Source organism: Paenibacillus sp. FSL H8-0261, assembly GCF_045040645.1.
Classification (GTDB): domain Bacteria; phylum Bacillota; class Bacilli; order Paenibacillales; family Paenibacillaceae; genus Paenibacillus_AQ.
This window is the reverse complement of record NZ_CP150297.1, coordinates 2016136-2032793: the sequence shown is the minus strand read 5'-3', so window position 1 is coordinate 2032793 and position 16658 is coordinate 2016136. Positions and strand designations below refer to the sequence as shown.

Annotated in this window: 15 protein-coding genes; 5 read left to right on the top strand and 10 right to left on the bottom strand. The window is 42.6% G+C overall.

The annotated features are described in order from the left end of the window. Window positions 1-279: 279 nt before the first annotated feature. The 5 genes from MHI27_RS08815 to MHI27_RS08795 all read right to left on the bottom strand — a co-directional run bounded on the left by MHI27_RS08815 (window position 280) and on the right by MHI27_RS08795 (window position 5156). A complete protein-coding gene (locus MHI27_RS08815; RefSeq protein WP_231573409.1) occupies window positions 280-1332 on the bottom strand; it encodes a CapA family protein in 1053 nt (350 codons plus the stop codon). Between the two features lie 94 nt (window positions 1333-1426). Then, window positions 1427-2086, bottom strand: coding sequence for a bifunctional 2-polyprenyl-6-hydroxyphenol methylase/3-demethylubiquinol 3-O-methyltransferase UbiG (locus tag MHI27_RS08810; protein WP_042186460.1), 660 nt, complete (start codon window positions 2084-2086; stop codon window positions 1427-1429). A gap of 153 nt (window positions 2087-2239) precedes the next feature. Further along, complete coding sequence (locus MHI27_RS08805) at window positions 2240-3262, bottom strand: SDR family oxidoreductase (RefSeq protein ID WP_405176053.1); 1023 nt, start codon at window positions 3260-3262, stop codon at window positions 2240-2242. A gap of 82 nt (window positions 3263-3344) precedes the next feature. Continuing rightward, window positions 3345-4193: an NAD(P)-dependent oxidoreductase gene (locus MHI27_RS08800; protein ID WP_076283337.1), complete on the bottom strand. Its 849-nt coding sequence runs from the start codon at window positions 4191-4193 to the stop codon at window positions 3345-3347. Between the two features lie 30 nt (window positions 4194-4223). Further along, on the bottom strand, window positions 4224-5156 hold the full coding sequence (locus tag MHI27_RS08795; RefSeq protein ID WP_042186453.1) for an aldo/keto reductase family protein: 933 nt from the start codon (window positions 5154-5156) through the stop codon (window positions 4224-4226). 174 nt (window positions 5157-5330) lie between these two features. Between MHI27_RS08795 and MHI27_RS08790 the strand changes: the two genes are divergently transcribed. After that, the gene (locus MHI27_RS08790; RefSeq protein WP_042186450.1) at window positions 5331-5675 is read left to right on the top strand and encodes a helix-turn-helix domain-containing protein; all 345 of its coding nucleotides are present in this window, start codon (window positions 5331-5333) and stop codon (window positions 5673-5675) included. 169 nt (window positions 5676-5844) lie between these two features. Here the strand turns inward: MHI27_RS08790 and MHI27_RS08785 are convergent, their stop codons facing one another. From MHI27_RS08785 to MHI27_RS08765, 5 genes are all read right to left on the bottom strand, one after another. Beyond that, on the bottom strand, window positions 5845-6846 hold the full coding sequence (locus MHI27_RS08785; RefSeq protein ID WP_405176052.1) for an anti-sigma factor: 1002 nt from the start codon (window positions 6844-6846) through the stop codon (window positions 5845-5847). After that, on the bottom strand, window positions 6843-7334 hold the full coding sequence (locus MHI27_RS08780) for an RNA polymerase sigma factor (protein ID WP_076283341.1): 492 nt from the start codon (window positions 7332-7334) through the stop codon (window positions 6843-6845). The genes MHI27_RS08785 and MHI27_RS08780 overlap by 4 nt, the downstream gene beginning before the upstream one ends. Before the next feature lie 229 nt (window positions 7335-7563). Next, window positions 7564-8676, bottom strand: a complete 1113-nt coding sequence (locus MHI27_RS08775) for a response regulator (protein WP_405176051.1) — start codon at window positions 8674-8676, stop codon at window positions 7564-7566. Beyond that, complete coding sequence (locus MHI27_RS08770) at window positions 8673-11759, bottom strand: ATP-binding protein (RefSeq protein ID WP_405176708.1); 3087 nt, start codon at window positions 11757-11759, stop codon at window positions 8673-8675. The genes MHI27_RS08775 and MHI27_RS08770 overlap by 4 nt, the downstream gene beginning before the upstream one ends. A 110-nt stretch (window positions 11760-11869) precedes the next feature. Continuing rightward, window positions 11870-12727: a LysR family transcriptional regulator gene (locus MHI27_RS08765; protein WP_405176050.1), complete on the bottom strand. Its 858-nt coding sequence runs from the start codon at window positions 12725-12727 to the stop codon at window positions 11870-11872. Between the two features lie 124 nt (window positions 12728-12851). On the opposite strand from MHI27_RS08765, the gene MHI27_RS08760 reads away from it, so the two are divergent. The 4 genes from MHI27_RS08760 (at window position 12852) to MHI27_RS08745 (ending at window position 16639) form a co-directional block, all read left to right on the top strand. Next, on the top strand, window positions 12852-13361 hold the full coding sequence (locus MHI27_RS08760; protein ID WP_405176049.1) for a GNAT family N-acetyltransferase: 510 nt from the start codon (window positions 12852-12854) through the stop codon (window positions 13359-13361). A 363-nt stretch (window positions 13362-13724) separates the two neighbouring features. After that, entirely contained in the window at window positions 13725-14681 is a 957-nt protein-coding gene (locus MHI27_RS08755) for an ROK family protein (RefSeq protein ID WP_081951268.1), read from the top strand. Between the two features lie 74 nt (window positions 14682-14755). Then, window positions 14756-15373 carry a sugar O-acetyltransferase gene (locus MHI27_RS08750; protein ID WP_076283349.1) on the top strand — a complete coding sequence of 206 codons (618 nt, stop codon included), beginning with the start codon at window positions 14756-14758 and terminating at the stop codon, window positions 15371-15373. Window positions 15374-15439: 66 nt separating this feature from the next. Then, window positions 15440-16639: an MFS transporter gene (locus MHI27_RS08745; RefSeq protein WP_405176707.1), complete on the top strand. Its 1200-nt coding sequence runs from the start codon at window positions 15440-15442 to the stop codon at window positions 16637-16639. Window positions 16640-16658 lie beyond the last annotated feature (19 nt).

Sequence of the window (16658 nt, the reverse complement as noted above, 5' to 3'; positions counted from 1 at the left end):
CAGAGTATCCCAATTGATACCCTCATTTACCCAATACATCAAGTCTGGAAACACTCCGACGTATATCAGAGCAAAGAAACGTTTAGTAGAGTTAATACAGACTATTTATGCTTTATGCATCTACTTTTTTCGACAATCCAGCTTTCTACTATGTACTGATTTAATATAAGTATTACATATTATTAATAGAAAGATCAAATATTGGATAAATTTAGTATAATTAATTGAATTTAATTACAAAAAAACCGACCAGTGATCTCTGGTCGATCTATTCTATCGTTATAATGGTTTCTCCGTAACCCTGCCATTCGCATCAATAATTGCATTATAAGATAGGCTATTCATTAGCTTGATCGTCTTCTTATTATAAGAATCGTCCATGAAGTTCGGCTGTCCACCAATAATTTTGACTGGCGTAATCTTACTAGTCACCTTGGCCTCATTAATCTCAAAATTCACCAGCATCGAGTGAAGCGTCTTTTCTCCACCACGTGTTGAACGATTAAACACAAAGTTTCCAAGTGAATAATAGATCGGTTTATTTTTGTAGTATTCGATGCCCATCAGGCAATGGCTGTGTGCGCCGAGTATGATATCTGCACCACTATCAATCATCTGTTTGGCTAGCGTGCGGGCGTATTGTTCAGGATAATCCTTAAACTCTTCATTCCAGTGAATGTACACAATCGTGTAATCATTCTCCTTTGACATCTTCTGAATAGCCGTAAGCATAGGCTGCGAGGTGTACGCTGAGGCAGCTCCCGGTTTATTGTTGCCGGCATACCAAGAAGGGCCTGAAAGCACTCGACTTACACCTAAGATAGCGATCTTCTTCCCCTTTACCGTCCTTGTATACGGTTTGAACGCTTCCTCTACATTTTTACCAGCTCCTGTATGGCCAATCTTGTTTCGATCCAGATGCACCAATGTATCGAGCATAGCGTCTGTTCCGAAATCTAAAATGTGATTATTAGCCAAAGAAACGCCGTCAATCCCAGCATAGGTTAAGCCACTAAGCACTGCTGGTTTAGACCTAAAGGCAAAGGTTTTCTCTGCTGCCTTCCCTCGAATAGACACTGGCGTTTCCAGATTCGCGAAGGCGATATCTGCCTTTTGCAAGGTAGGTGCGACTTTCACAAACGGAAAGTTCACTCCGTATTTCGCGATCTGATCACCCACAAAACCGTCCAAGAGAATATCACCAGCAAAAGCAAGTCTGATAGGTTCTGAAGATGGCGAAGCTGCACTAGATGCAATCGTCGAAGGGAGAATCAGTGATAATAGAAGTGTAGTAAGTAGCATGCTGCGAAGTACATTCGACCCTAATCTCAAAAAATACAGCCTCCTATCCTCATTATGGAATCTATAATAGCTATTATTCTAGCTTACTGGAAATAGATTACTAATTTAAGGGTAAGAAGACCTGTTATGCCTTTGATTTTTTCAAAACAGCCCGGAAGCATTGTAACCCACCCCACAAATCTGTGGACACAGCATCTACAGGCAACTCAAAATCCGTCTCCCCCCAATATTGAAATCCAGCTTGCAGCAGCAAATCATTCATGAGATTTAAGTTTACCGTTGGGTAATCAAACGTTAGCACGAGCAGCCCTTCTTCGTTCAACGTTCGGTGAAATTCCCGTAAAGTGCCGACCGTATCCTCTAAGGTCAAATGCTCCAGCACTGATATGCAAAAAATAGTGTCAAAGCTCTCATCCTCATATGGAAGAGCCGCAAGATTGGCCTGAGCAAGATGCAAGTTGTTCGTTCTTCTAGCTATAACCTGCTTTGCCGCTTTTTCCCCGATCTCATCTGTAATCGCATCTAGGATGTCCTCCCGGTAAATAACCCTGCTGTCCATATCGCAAGCATAAACCTCTGCACATACCCCAGCTAAATAAAATTTCAAGGGATGAGGAATTCCACAAGCAGCATCCAGCACCACACCATGTGGAGAAATAAAGTTAATACACCACTCATATTCAAAGGGACGGCTCCACCAGGATTCTGGCAAATCATAAATTAACTTCTCACGGCTTGCATCTGAGTTTACAAAAAAACGCGAGACAAAGGGATGTGTTGGCATGGCCAGGACTCCTTTTTAACGGAATTTAAGGTAGTGAGAGTATATTCATGATTTGCTGATTCATTCCATAACCTTACATTGAGCTAGACAAACCCAAAAAAAACGGCTGCTCCCTTAGGAACAGACCGTCTTTAAATATTAACCGTACAAATCTTATGAGTAAAAGGATAGAGGCTTGGCCTCAACTCCATGTTTCTCGATCAAATGATCTAGTAAAGCAGACCATTCCGCATCAACCGTGCATTGATCTGGATGAGCCTCGAACCAAGCAATTGACTGCTTTATCCCTTCAGAGAAAGGAACGGCAGCCTGGAAGTCAGGCACGAGACGTTTGATTTTACGATTGTCAAAAACACTGCTGACCGCTTGATCGCCGATCAAGCCATCCGCCGTCCCTGGAGGGGAGAAGGCTGTGATAAAGTCTGTAGAGATATGAACCACTTTCGGCTCCACACCTGCCGCTTGCCCAATGGCCGCATAGATCTGATTCCAGTTCAACACCTCATCAGAAGTAATATGAATGGCCTCCCCAATCGCTTCCGGATGCCCAAGCAATCCGACGAACCCTTTGGCAAAATCTGAGTTATGCGTCAGTGTCCACAAAGATGTTCCATCTCCATGGATGACTAAAGGCAAGCCACGACGGATACGATCAATCAAGGACCAAGGATGCTGTCCGCTCGTGAGTGCCGCAGGGATGGCTGTATTTCCGTAAGTATGGGAAGGACGAACAATCGTAACCGGGAATCCGCTGCTCTTGTGTGCTTCCATCAATAGCTGCTCACAAGCAATTTTATTTCTCGAGTATTCCCAATAAGGATTCTCCAGGGGTGTCTCTTCTGTGATTATATAATTACGCTGTGGCTTCTGATAAGCCGAGGCCGAGCTGATAAAAATGTACTGCTTCGTTTTACCTGTAAACAGATCAATATCTGCCTGCACATGTTCCGGTGTAAAAGCAATCCAGTCTACCACTACGTCAAATTCATAATCTCGCAATACTTCGGCAGCCTCCGCCGGATTACGAATGTCACCTTGAATCACCTTCGCCCCATCCGGAACGAATTCGCCTCTTTGTCCTCTGTTAAACAAATACAGCTCTATTCCTTGTTCTACCGCGTGCGGGGATACAGCCTGGCTAATCAGTCCTGTACCTCCGATAAATAATACCTTCATTTCACACGCTCCTTATAGAGGATGTTCAAAAACCGTACTTTTTGAACTCTCCTTTATAGTAAAAGTAAACCTGGCTCGTCATTTATTCATTAACGTAATCTCGCCATAAGTGCTTGGGCTGCCAATTCAGCAGCTTCTTCGCCTTCGCATTGCTGAGTAACGACTCATGGCCTTCCAGCGGCTGGCGGAAATCCGTCACCTCTGGATAACGTGCGGCCATTAACTCTCTGCTAGGAACAGCCATACTGGTCTCATCTGCGCATATATTAAGAGCAACTGCGCCCAATCCGTCCGTTTCAATCGCCAATTGGCAAGCTGTCGCTACATCCCGTGTATCAATATAACTCCACAGAATCCGATCACGCTGCGCGGGATCATGAATGAAGGAAGGAAAACGTTCATACGTCGATGGGTCAATGACATTTCCGATTCTTAGGGAAACGACTTGTATACCCGTTCTGCGCTGGAACATCTCTGCTGTCTTTTCATTCACAACTTTAGATAGACCGTAGCTGTCTTCAGGAAGTTGTGGATGATCTTCATCCATCGGTACATACTGGGGTCCCAACGGGTTAACCGCAAAACAGATGCCATAAGAGGATTCACTGGAAGCAATAACTGCTTTGCGAATGCCTAGTCCAGCAGCAGCCTCCAGAATGTTATAGGTGGATACTACATTATTTTGAAAGGTGACTTCACTCGTCTTTATATTTGCGGCCGGGATCGCAGCTAGATGCACAACTGCATCAGCGCCTGCAAGTACGCCGTACACTTCACCTAAATTATTCAAATCAGCAATGATCGTTTGGCACAAGGAATCTGGAGATTTTTGCGTATCCACATTCACAACCTCATACCCTTGCTCAACAAAATGCCGGACCACCCATCTGCCGAGCATCCCGCTTCCGCCAGTAACAACTACTTTCGCCATGATCATATCTCCTTTTTTATGAATCTATCTCTAGTTAAGAATCTCTTCAATTTTCTTAAGCATATCCTCGGAAAGTTCTATTCCCGAAGCCTTAACATTCTCTTCGACCTGCTGCGGACGACTGGCACCCACTAGTGCACTTGCTACATTAGGCTGACGCAGAATCCAAGCCAAAGCCAGATTTCCCACAGAAATATTCAACTCCGCAGCTACCCCGCTTAGTTGGCGAACCTTTTCAATCTTCTCTTCTGTAATCGCCTTTTTCAATCGATCCAGCTTAGCCGCACGGCTATCTTCAGGGATGTCCGCGTTATACTTTCCTGTTAACAGCCCTTGAGCCAGTGGAGAAAAAACAACCTGTCCAATGCCACGTCGCTCGCCGAGCGGAATAATTTCTTTCTCAATATAACGTTCGAACATATTATAAATCGGTTGGTTAACCACGATATGATCCAGTAAATAGCGGTCTGCTACAGCTAGCGCATCTGTCATTTGCGCCGCAGTCCACTCACTTACACCGACATAATATACCTTGCCTTGACGAACCAGATCATCCAACGCACGTAAGGTCTCTTCAATTGGAGTTTCCGTATCGAAACGATGGCAATACATAATATCCACGTATTCTACGCCGAGACGCTGCAAGCTTGCGTGACATTGTTCCGTAATATGCTTGCGGGATAGACCACGATCGTTAGGCCCCGTCCCCATTTCGCCAAATACTTTAGTGGCCAGCACATAGGATTCTCTCGGATAGTTCCGCAAGGTCTCGCCTAGCACTTTCTCAGCAGCACCCTTTTCGTAAACATTTGCCGTATCAAAAAAATTCACGCCTAGGTCGTAAGCGGTTTCAATGGCTTTAACAGCATTATCTCTTTCTACATATCCTCCGTATGTCAGCCAGCTTCCCAGACTAATCTCGCTAACTTTTAGGCCTGTTCCACCTAATCTACGATATTTCATAATAACTGCTCCTTTCCATAGTTCCGTGTTATGATTTCGGCAGGTTGCCTAACGCACATATTCATTCTAGAATAGTTTGTATATAATAGGAAGAAGTGAAATTTAGTTTACTATATGATCTCTAGAGTAGTTACTATACAAGAGTATAGTGGCACCAAAACAGGAGGAGATTCCTTGACAACAGCTAAATCTAGCAATAATTATATCCCTAAAACCCCACTTACTATTGAATGTAATGTAGAAAAAACACTTGAGGTATTGGGCGGAAAATGGGCTTTTCTCGTCCTAAGGGAGTTATTCGACGGTACCCAACGCTTTGGAGCGCTTCAGCGAAAAATCACTAATGTCAGCCCTCGTGCTTTGACTAGTACTCTACGCCATTTAGAGGAACACGGTGTACTAGAACGCCATGTGTTTCCTACCGTCCCGGTAACAGTGGAATATTCTTTAACTCCAAAAGGTGAGGATTTGCATCAAATTTTGAAGGAAATGAAGCTGTGGTCGGCCAAATGGACGTAGGTTTGGTAGGGTAGGTTGCGAACTTATATGCGTTGTACGCTAGAGAGTAATTAGTTATGATGGACTCAGAATGCTTGGGCAACGCAGAGCAGCGATCCTCCAATAACAGGAGAATCGCTGCTCTGTTGAACACTTATGGGACAACCTCTTCAGTATTTTTACTATAAGCTTAATATTTATCCACAACCGCGCCGAATACTGCCGTATTTACATACGGTTTTCCTCTAAGGCTTTGCAGCTCCTTAGCAGTTCCTGTAACAACAACTCCCAATAGCTGTACGTCACTGGCATCCGGTGCCGCTTTATCCTTTTTCAAATAGTTCGAGATTCGCTCAAATTCTCCGTAATACTTGCCCTCTTTCTGAAGCCCATATGCTAGTGATTGTAAAAAATCCTCTGGTTTCGGTTTAAATAACCCTTCCCAATTGACACCGTAACCGTATACTTGTCTCGCTGATTCCGGTAATGCATATTTATTCGGGCTGCTATCATTCGTAATAAACTCAAGCTTCTTTTTATTGTCATACGTATCTACCCAATACCACTTCTGTGTCAGCTCTGTTGGCAGCATCTTCTCTACTTCTGCTTGTGTATAGCTTTTATCAAACGAAACTGCCATTTCTACCAGCTTACCAGGTTCCATTTGTTCAAGTGCAGGTAGGTCATTCAACACCTTACCGTTATAATTCACCCCAGGTACATAGAACATCATTTCCCGCTGTCCATTTTGACTGTTATATCCTCGGTAATATTCATAATTTTGGCTTGTCATTATTGGATCAGGAACATTAATACTAGAGTATCCCCTGTAAAGTAGAGAAAAACGGCTGCTCATACTGAATTCCAGCTTTTTAGTATCCCACACGACAGGTACACCCTCAACAACCTTGTACGTACTCAGTTCAACTTTGCCCGATAAAAATCCTAAATCCAGCTCAGTTCTCAGCTCATGAAGATTAGGACTGCTAATTTCCATCATAATCCTCTCCTCATCCAGCCCACGCATCGCTAACCAGCTGGTCAGTTGAGAGATACCCAGCATGCCACCGAACAATACTATAATGGTCACGATCAGAGAAATGACCGTATTACGGATCATTGTTTTTCGTTTTGCTTTCTTAATTATTTTCGAAAGGTTTTGATCATCCTTTTGTTCCCATGGAGCCGTCATTCCGCTTCACCTCTGTATTTTTTTTGAAATTGCTTGCGGGCACGAAACAATGCCGATTTGACCGTATCCGTTGTGATCCCAAGGAGCTCAGCTATCTCCTGATAGGACAGCTCCAGCTCGTACTTCATAATAATGAGCTGTTTGTGGAGAGGAAGAAGCTCATCTAGTACACGTTCGATGTCCTCTCGTTTCTCTTTTAACAGCACATGATCCTCTGGCAGTTCCATGTCTGGAATATCCACATAATCAATAGGAATGACTATCCGTTTGCTGCGGCGGCACAGATCATAATAACGATTAATCGCTACTTTATATAGCCATGCACTGAATTTGTTCTCATCAATAGAATCGATATACAAAAGTGCCTTATATACCGTATCTTGTACGATATCCTCCGCGTCGGCTGCAGGTGCCCCGAGACGAATCAAGTATTTTTGGATTTCTAACATTTTCGGTTGAAGTATCTGATGTAGCTGCCCGGGCTTCATCCTGCACCTCCCTTCGTATGTATAACGGTTAAGTTCTCGAAATGTTAGCTGATAGTAGAAAAAACTTATAAAAGAAAAGTTTCGCAAAAAAATCCCCTTACCGCTAACAGTATATAGATACCGTATAGCGTAAAGGGGTGCTTTTTAAAAAATATTATTTATTCACTTATAGAAGATTCATTGATACTAGTAACATACGCCTTTTGAAATACCAAGTCCGCATCAAATTTTAGGCCAGATATGCAGCTACATAATCTTTAAACTCTGTTGAAGGAACCATTCCCAGCTCCGTACGATAAGCAATCTCGAATTTCTCATAGAGCCGTGCGATTTTTTCTTTATTTCCAAGTTTGGCATAAATATCAATCATTTGCTGGTTCATTTCTTCATGCAGCGGATATAAGCTTATGAACTTTTCTAATCGTTGCTCCGCTTTATGCCAGTCCTGAGTAGCACAATCACTGTCCACTAGCAATCGAGTCCAGGTTGTGAAATACTTGCAGTAAGCTTCCTCCAGCGAAATCTTCCATAGATAAGGCTTCCCATCCAGCAGGGGCCCCTGATATAAGAAACAAAGCCGCTCCATTTGAGTAGTGTTTTGTTTCCCTTCAGCCATTTCTAAATGAAACCTTTGATAATCAAGAGCATCATAACTTTCATTTCCGGTCTCCAACATATAACCATCATTCATTTTACGGATTTCCATGCCGAAGCCCTTTTCTTTTAGCATTTTTTTCAAGAGGTATATCGTATTATACAAATTGGATGCCCCTCTCTCATCCTGCATATCCGGCCATAACAAGTCCATTATTTTCCATTTGCTGATATAACGACCTGCATTACATAGGAAATAAGCGAATAATTCTTCTGCTCTACGTGTTCGAAAATGAATGGGCTTACCTTCTGAATCGCAAACCTCAAATCCACCAAAACAGCGGATCATAGGCCCCGTTTTCTTTGGCTCTAGGATCACCGCAGGTCTCATTCGTTTAACAAGTCGTTCAGTAACCCTGTTGATCGCTTCGGGTGTTATTGGCTTAAGTATATAATCTAGTGCACTAACCTCGAACGCTTCCAGTGCATAATTCTTGTAGGCCGTTGTAAATACAATCTCCGGCTGATGCATCAGCTTCTGAATTCTGCTTGCCAGCTCAATACCATTCATCTTTGGCATTTCAACATCTATAAACACGACATCCGGTTGTAAATCAGGTATACACTCCAGTGCCTCTAATGGATTTGAGAAGGCCCCGCTAATAGTATAATCTGGATTACGACCGATCAGTACCTTCATCAAATTCAAAATTGGCTTCTCATCTTCAACAATCACTACACGAATCATCGTGTTTCTCCCTCCATGCCCCCAAGGCTTGCTGGTAAATACATTGTTACTTTGGTCCCAAACCCAAGGTCGGAATGAATGGTTAGGGTAGCTCCGGGTATAGCGCCTAGACGCTTTCGAATGTTATGGATTCCAATACTGCCATCCAGCTGCTCGTCTCCAGTTAATTGATATAGCAAGTCATCTGGCATACCCACACCATCATCTTCGATGATAACTTTCATATAGTTACTACCTGCTTGAACCGTGAGCGAAACTCTGCCCTGACCCTCTTTTTCAAACAATCCATGTCTGATCGCATTTTCAACAAATGGCTGAATACATAAGGAAGGGATTTCTACAGAACGCAGACCCTCATCCATATAAAAAATAAAATCAAACCGTTCTCCAAAACGCGCTTTTTCGATCTCCACGTAGGCTTGAATCAGCTCTAACTCCCGGTGCAAAGGAACAACTAAAGTGGAACGGTCCATATCGAGAATATAACGGATGTATTGACTTAACATGGATAACAAATAGGCGGCTTTCTCTCCATCTGTATAACAGAAAGAGATCACACTGCTCAGTGCATTATACAGAAAATGCGGTTTGATTTGCGCTTGATGAAAAGCATACTCATTTCGTATCGCTTCTTGTATCGATGTCTTCATTGCAATCAGCGTTTGAATTCTCGCAATCAGCGTTTCTCCATCAAATGGTTTAGTTATATAATCATTCGCCCCAGCCCTGAAGCCAAGCGCAATATCTGTTGGCGCGTCTTTTACTGTAGCAAACAAAATAGGTAAATCCAGAATGGAGTAACGCACCCGCAACGTTCGGCACAACTCAATTCCTGAAATCCCCGGCATCATGACATCTAATATAACTAGGTCCATATTAGGGTACTGCTCCATTTTGTCCATTGCTTCATTCGCTGAAAACGCCGTAATTACATTGTAATGATGCCGTCTTAAAATATTCAGCAGAATATGAATGTTAGAGGCCTCATCATCCACAATTAAGATCGTATATCCACTCTGATCCACTATATCAAGCGAGGTTTGCTCAAAATGCGCGTGCTGCCCCACCCCTGTAGCTGCTACTTCGCGGTAGCCTGGGATCCGCTCGATTTTGGGCAAGGTGAAAATCATTCGAGTGCCTTGACCAACCTCAGACCAATCCACCCGAATCTCACCGCCCATCCGCTCAATTAGCTTTCTGCTAATATACAGACCCACACCCATTCCTGTGTAACCATCTTGCGGAAGTGGTTTATCGACTTGTTCAAAATATTCAAATATGGCGGTATGCATATCAGGGGATATCCCAGTTCCTGAATCTTCCACCGTAACAGATACTGTATTTCCCTCTACATAAGCTTTTATGGTAATAAATCCTTTATCCGTATGCTTGATCGCATTGTGAACTAAATTGTACATGACTTGTCTTAATCGACTATCATCCGCAAGCACCCAAACATCGGGTTCCACCTGATTATCTAATCGCACAGATTTCCCCGCGAGCTCAAACTGCAACACATCAAATACAATTTGTGAAGCCACCCTTAGATCAACCACTGTCTGCTGTAGTCGTAATTCTCCATGCTTCAAAAGACTAACATCAATCAAATCCTGAATGAGCATAGACAGCTTTGTAGAAGTGTCCTTAATTAACCAAAGATTCTGTTTCTGTAATGGATACAGATTATCTTCGCCATCTTCTAATAAAAAGGATGTCATATTCATAATGCCATGCAGCGGAGTTTTGATCTCATGAGAAGTGTTCATCAGAAATTCATCTTTAAGCTGGTTCGAGATTAGCAACTGACGGGACAGCATTTCCGTCTTATCATAAGTGTTTGAGAATCGTACAGCTAACATAATATTGAAGAAAACAATAAAACCAATGACTCCGCATTTACCCACCAAATCGGTCTGCAGAACATTTTCAGAGTAAAGACTTACATCAAAGAAAAATATCAGGAGCGAAATCGCACCGCCAATGAACAAAAACAGTTCTTTTCGATCCGTCGTCTGGCTCTGGCTGCGAACATATAAATAGATCATTCTGACTATGATTACCACCATAACGATTCCAAGATAGGTTACAAATAGATACTTCATACGAATGTGTACTCCATACGGGAGCACCAAAACCGATACAAGATATAAGAGAAATGGAGACAACACAATCTTCATCCTCTTACTTGACATCAACCGGGACTCGACCGAGCAGTAAAACATAATAATGATAATCGAACCGACAAACTGGCTTATTTCCAATAGCTTGTAAGTTGATTCAAAAGGGAAATGGGGTAATAACTGTTGAAATATCTTCTCTCCATATAGAGAATTGTTCAAAGAAAGAATAAGCAAATATAAACCGCTGAGCAAATAGGCCTTTTCTCTACGCCCAACGAAATAGAAGCTGAGATGATATGCTCCAAACATCCCCAGGATCAATATAATTCCAATGTCAGTACCCGTCTGAATACTGTTCAGTTTTGTAATATCCGTGTGCACGCCCAGTGGGATTGAATTCACGATCCCCCCAGTAATAAAGTTGAAGTTAGACACTTGAATTACAATTTCTATCTCTTGGGTATTAGACTGAAAAAATACCGTATACGGAGTATTCCCTGGCTTAAATGACTCACTTTCTGTTGAAGGAACCCCGTCCTCTCCTTCCTGCTTCCCATTGATAAATAACTTTTGAGACATACGGATACTTCTTATTTTCAAACCAAGAATCTCATCCGAATCTTTGACCAACACTTTAAGTCGATAGGTGCCAGCCCCTTTACGGTCCATTCCATCTTCTATGATCTTGCCTTTCCATGTGCCTGGGACAGATAGATATGTAGATTTCTTATCTATACTTTGCTGAATCTCAGAAGGACTCAGTAATTTATTTTCATAAAACTCCCATTCTCCGTCTAGATCAACTAATCCCTGTTTCTCAAAGTCCCATCTCGACAAATCCAGTACGCCCTGCTTGGCCACCGGGGTATCTTGGTCCTGAATCGTTGGGGAAATAATACTTACTAATAGGGAAAAGGCAAGGATAAAAAACAACCCCATCCCAACTATTCCACGATATTTCATCGTCCTCAACCTTCAGGCTCCTCTCACCAGCGAGTAATTCTACCATTCTACCCCGCTGCTCTCACAAAAATCTCTCAAAGTCCCGCCTGTAAGTTACTTCCAGACACTGTTTACCTATCCACCCCAAGCATCTCCAGCCCAAGCCGTACCCGAATGTCTTCGGCATTCTCTGTTAAATATAAGGCGTAAGCCTTTATAATCGGCGTGTCTAACTCACATTGAAGTTGAAATAGCTTCTGTTGCTCGAGATAAGGTTGTGCTATAGATCGTGGTAGAAATCCAAAGCCTGCCCCTAGTAGCAGCATGTCCAACATAATCATCGAGTGATCCGTCTGAAGTATAGGCACATAGCCCGCTCCAACGATACTAGTAAACCATTCCGGAAACGGACCTCCCCACTCTAAATGACAATACTCCCGCTGAAAAAAATCCTCCCTGCTTACAGGCGTTTCTCTTAATTGTGTGGAGACCAGAATAATCTCATCTTCAAACAGGAGATGTCTGGTCACCTTAGGATGTTCCGGCGGGTCATATTTAATAGCAACCTGGACTATTCCATCCAGTAAAAGATCACGTATCATATAGCTAGAATCAATATAACTTAGGAATTTGATGGCTACCTTGGGATGATCACGTCTAAATGAAAGAATATGCTGCAGGTAATAATAATGCCATACGGATCCGGGTCCACTCAAAATGATATAGTTCTCCAGTTCTTCGGATAGAGTCACCTTACTCTCTTCAAACAAACGAAGCATCCGCTCAGCATATGGAACAAAAGATATCCCTGCCTGCGTTAAGCTAACATTCCGGTTATCACGTGTAAAGAGCACCTTGCCCACCGAGTTTTCTAAAGCTTTTATTCTTGCGGTAACGGCGGACTGGGAGATATGTAGATGCTCTGAGGCTTTGGTGAAATTTCGAATTCTGCATACCGCCAAAAAAGCTTCTAATTGAGATAAGTCCATGGATAACACCCTCTACGATTCAAAATATTAATGATTATGATCTATAAAATTCGTTATACAAATTATATGTATTCAGTTATGATTTCGCTATATTTTTAAACTTATAAGTGCTGGAGGAATTTATATGGTTAGCAATGTCAGAATCAAACAATTATTTACGATTAAGGAATCTATTAATGAGCTTTCAAAGCTTCTAATACAGGTGGTGGAGGATGGAGCCTCCATTGGTTTTTTACCACCCTTAGATCCGTCAGACTCTACATCATATTGGCACAATGTTTTGGCGCCCGATGTGAATCTTTTTGTCGCAACAATGAATGATATTATCGTGGGAAGTGTACAACTACATTTATGTACAAAAGCAAACGGAACGCATCGAGCCGAAATCGCAAAGCTAATGACACACCCTAATTATCGTCGTAATGGTATTGCTCGTTCTCTTATGGAAAAGGCTGAAGAAAGAGCTAAGCAGGAAGAACGATCGTTATTAGTGCTTGATACAAGAGAAGGCGACCCCTCCAATCTCCTCTATACTTCAATGGGCTACATACAAGCTGGACGTATTCCGAGCTATGCGATATCAGCAAATGCTGAATTACATGCGACGATTTTTTATTATAAGGTTATTGGCTAGACATTTTGAACTTAAAAACATTCTAAAAGGAAGAGTGGCGAAGGGGAATCTTGAAACTGTAGGAGCGATAGCGCCCGCCTTTGCCTCCGGATTTCAACCGTGAAACACGGTATATAATCAAGAAATCTGGGGACAACAGCGGCCGGAAGTCCAAGCATTCACCGCAGTCACACAATTACCTTAATAGAAAAATCTTAAGTTCAACTAATATAGACATTTATAAAACACCAAGTTATAGTATTAACAGCACTTTTAATAACCATTTTCAAAAGTCTAGAGGTGATTAAAATAAACCAAATCGCAAACAATTCTATTCGTGTTAAAAAGATAAATCAGGAGCTTATCAAGCAAGCCTTGAAATCGATGAAAGAAGGAACCAAATCAACGATTGCAACCGCCACCGGGTTAAGTATTGCCACTTGCGGAAATATTCTGAATGAGCTTATGGAGACAGGTGAAGTCATTGAGACGGAGCTGGAGGCTTCGAATGGAGGCCGGCCGGCCCGAAGATTCATCTATAATGTCGATTTCTCCTACATCGCATGCATCTATGCCAAAATTGAAGATGGCCAACAATCCTTAACCTATGCAGTAACAAATTCCGTTGGCGAACGTGTAGATGATGGATATATCAAGGCTGAGAGTATTGACGCTACAACCATTGATCATTTAGTAGGCACACTAATTCAAGCCTATAACAACATCAAAGCCGTTGGCATTGGAATCCCGGGACTGGTTCACCGAGGCGTCATCAATATTTGTGATATCAACACTTTAATTCACGCTCCCTTAGAGTCACTCCTCAGAGAGAAATACGAGGTTGAAGTCACAGTTGAAAATGACATGAATCTAACCGTTTACGGATTCTATAAACAGCAGGATTACGAAGAGGATAAGACCATCGTCGTGTTGACCTTTATCAAAGGTGCCTTTCCAGGTGCAGGGATGATGATCGACGGGCATATCCACAAAGGCAATACTAGATTCGCGGGCGAAGTCTCATTTTTACCGTTTGGAATCTCTCGTGACGAGCAATTCATTCGTTTGGGGCAGACAGAAACGTTTATCCCATTGGCAGCTCATACCATCGCTTCATTGACGGCAGTTATTAACCCTGAGACGATTGCGCTCACAGGTGAACAAGTTAGACAAGAGGATGTGCCACATATCTATCAAAGTTGTCTGGCATTCATTCCAGAAGAGCATATGCCTCATCTAATTGTGCTGGATCACCCTGATGATTATTACATGAACGGATTAATTGCGATCACGCTGGAAAGCTTGACCTATTCGTTGCAGCTGGTTGAGAAGCGGCGGTAAGTATTTTTTATGACCCTAACATTTGCATCATGGATTGGATCTAAAACCAACAAGAACTTCAGGAGGAATTACGAATGGCAACAAACAAAGAGAATATGATTGCAGGAAAGCTTTACATGGCTGGTGGAGAAGAATTAGCTAGAGATAGCAAAAAATCCAGAATGCTCACTCGTTTATTTAACAATACGACGGAAGAACAAGGCGAATATAGAGTAGAATTACTTAAGCAATTATTCGAGTCTACGGGTGAATCGTTGCATATTGAGCCACCTTTCCGCTGCGATTATGGCAGCAATATTACCGTCGGAAATAACTTTTACGCCAATTTCGACTGCATTATCCTGGACGTAGCAAAAGTAACGATAGGTGAGAATGTTCTCTTTGGACCTAGAGTAAGTGTATATACCGCTGGCCACCCCATAGATGCGGACGTTCGTATTAGTCTGCTCGAATTCGGTACACCGATTACCATTGGAAACAATGTCTGGGTTGGCGGAAATGCCGTTATCAATCCCGGGGTAAATATCGGCAACAATGTAATCATCGGCGCAGGCTCCGTCGTGACTAAAGATATACCTGACAATGTAATCGCAGTGGGGAATCCTTGCAGAGTACTAAGAGAAATTACAGAGGACGATAAACAACACTGGGAGAAGCTTAAAGAAGAGTACTACAGAGACATCGAGCAATAAAGATACCCGATTCTGGAGGTTCTCACGTTGAAAAAACGCTTTGGCGGATTTAACAAAGTTTATGCCATGCAATTGGCAACGATCTTTTTGGGTTTTATTGTGTTTGGGATATCAGAAAATATTAAAGGGCCAGCCATTCCAAGAATTCAGTTTGACTTCAGTCTGGACGAAAAGCAGCTGGGTACCCTTTTATCCCTAAACGCACTAGGTTATTTGATCGCCTGTTCCTTCACAGCTGTATTGGTTCGTAAGTGGGGGATCAAGGCTGTCAGTATTATTGCTTTCGCATCTATGATATTCTCTGGGGTTCTAATTTACATCTCCCATAGCTATCCCCTCTTCTCGGCTTCATACTTCCTGATGTATATCGGAAACGGAATGCTTGAGATTGGGCTTGCCATTTTGGGAGCACGTATTTTCGTTAAAAATACAGGAACCATGATGAACTTATCCCATTTCTTTTACGGGTTTAGTTCCACGTTAGCTCCACTAATGGCAACAGGGCTGATGACAGTAAGTATATTCGGTCATACTCTGGATTGGCGCGGAATGTATCTAATAATGCTTAGCTTATCTTTACTGCCTATACTATTTGCCTTACGGAGTACTTTTCCAGGTGACGATCTTCCACATGAGGACCGTATTCCCTTAAAAACGCTTGTCGGTGACCCTGCTTTATGGCTAATGGTTCTTATCCTTTCCTTCGGAGTAGTGTCGGAGCTTGCTGTAGGCGGATGGCTCGTAAATTTCCTTGAAAAAGCATACCTGTGGGATACGGTTACTGCATCCGGGATGCTGTCTACCTTCTTTCTCTGCTTCTCGTTAGCAAGACTCCTACTCGGACCCGTTACTGATAAGATTGGATTTAACCTATCGCTTATCATCTTTTCAGCCTTCTCTGCCCTGTGTACGTTTGCCGCAATTTTGGGTGGAGAAAAGCTCGCATTTCTATTTGCCGCTGCAGGAATCGGGATTGCGATGATTTATCCTACGGTTATGGCTTTTATCGCCAAAAGATATCCACATGGTAGCGACACCGCCATCACATTTACAGTCACGTTAATGGGAGTAGGTAGCGTAATTGGCAACTATGCTATAGGTGCTGTGATCGAAGGCGTGAAGCGGCTTTACGGTGCAGAGACGCAAATAGGTTTATTACGCGGACTTCAAGCCGGTTATGGTTTTATCGGATTATGTGCAGCGATATGCGCGATATCCGGTTGTATTCTATATCGTTATTTACATCGCCGCCAAGAACTTATCTAACCTCATCTATATTACTTAA

What these genes read in the sequence shown, in the direction of transcription:
- MHI27_RS08775 (WP_405176051.1), bottom strand. Translation starts at nt 8,676, where the DNA reads ATGATTCGTGTAGTGATTGTTGAAGATGAGAAGCCAATTTTGAATTTG.
- MHI27_RS08800 (WP_076283337.1), bottom strand. Translation starts at nt 4,193, where the DNA reads ATGGCGAAAGTAGTTGTTACTGGCGGAAGCGGGATGCTCGGCAGATGG.
- MHI27_RS08770 (WP_405176708.1), bottom strand. Translation starts at nt 11,759, where the DNA reads ATGAAATATCGTGGAATAGTTGGGATGGGGTTGTTTTTTATCCTTGCC.
- MHI27_RS08805 (WP_405176053.1), bottom strand. Translation starts at nt 3,262, where the DNA reads ATGAAGGTATTATTTATCGGAGGTACAGGACTGATTAGCCAGGCTGTA.
- MHI27_RS08765 (WP_405176050.1), bottom strand. Translation starts at nt 12,727, where the DNA reads ATGGACTTATCTCAATTAGAAGCTTTTTTGGCGGTATGCAGAATTCGA.
- MHI27_RS08795 (WP_042186453.1), bottom strand. Translation starts at nt 5,156, where the DNA reads ATGAAATATCGTAGATTAGGTGGAACAGGCCTAAAAGTTAGCGAGATT.
- MHI27_RS08760 (WP_405176049.1), top strand. Translation starts at nt 12,852, where the DNA reads ATGGTTAGCAATGTCAGAATCAAACAATTATTTACGATTAAGGAATCT.
- MHI27_RS08755 (WP_081951268.1), top strand. Translation starts at nt 13,725, where the DNA reads ATGAAAGAAGGAACCAAATCAACGATTGCAACCGCCACCGGGTTAAGT.
- MHI27_RS08810 (WP_042186460.1), bottom strand. Translation starts at nt 2,086, where the DNA reads ATGCCAACACATCCCTTTGTCTCGCGTTTTTTTGTAAACTCAGATGCA.
- MHI27_RS08745 (WP_405176707.1), top strand. Translation starts at nt 15,440, where the DNA reads ATGCAATTGGCAACGATCTTTTTGGGTTTTATTGTGTTTGGGATATCA.
- MHI27_RS08750 (WP_076283349.1), top strand. Translation starts at nt 14,756, where the DNA reads ATGGCAACAAACAAAGAGAATATGATTGCAGGAAAGCTTTACATGGCT.
- MHI27_RS08780 (WP_076283341.1), bottom strand. Translation starts at nt 7,334, where the DNA reads ATGAAGCCCGGGCAGCTACATCAGATACTTCAACCGAAAATGTTAGAA.
- MHI27_RS08785 (WP_405176052.1), bottom strand. Translation starts at nt 6,846, where the DNA reads ATGACGGCTCCATGGGAACAAAAGGATGATCAAAACCTTTCGAAAATA.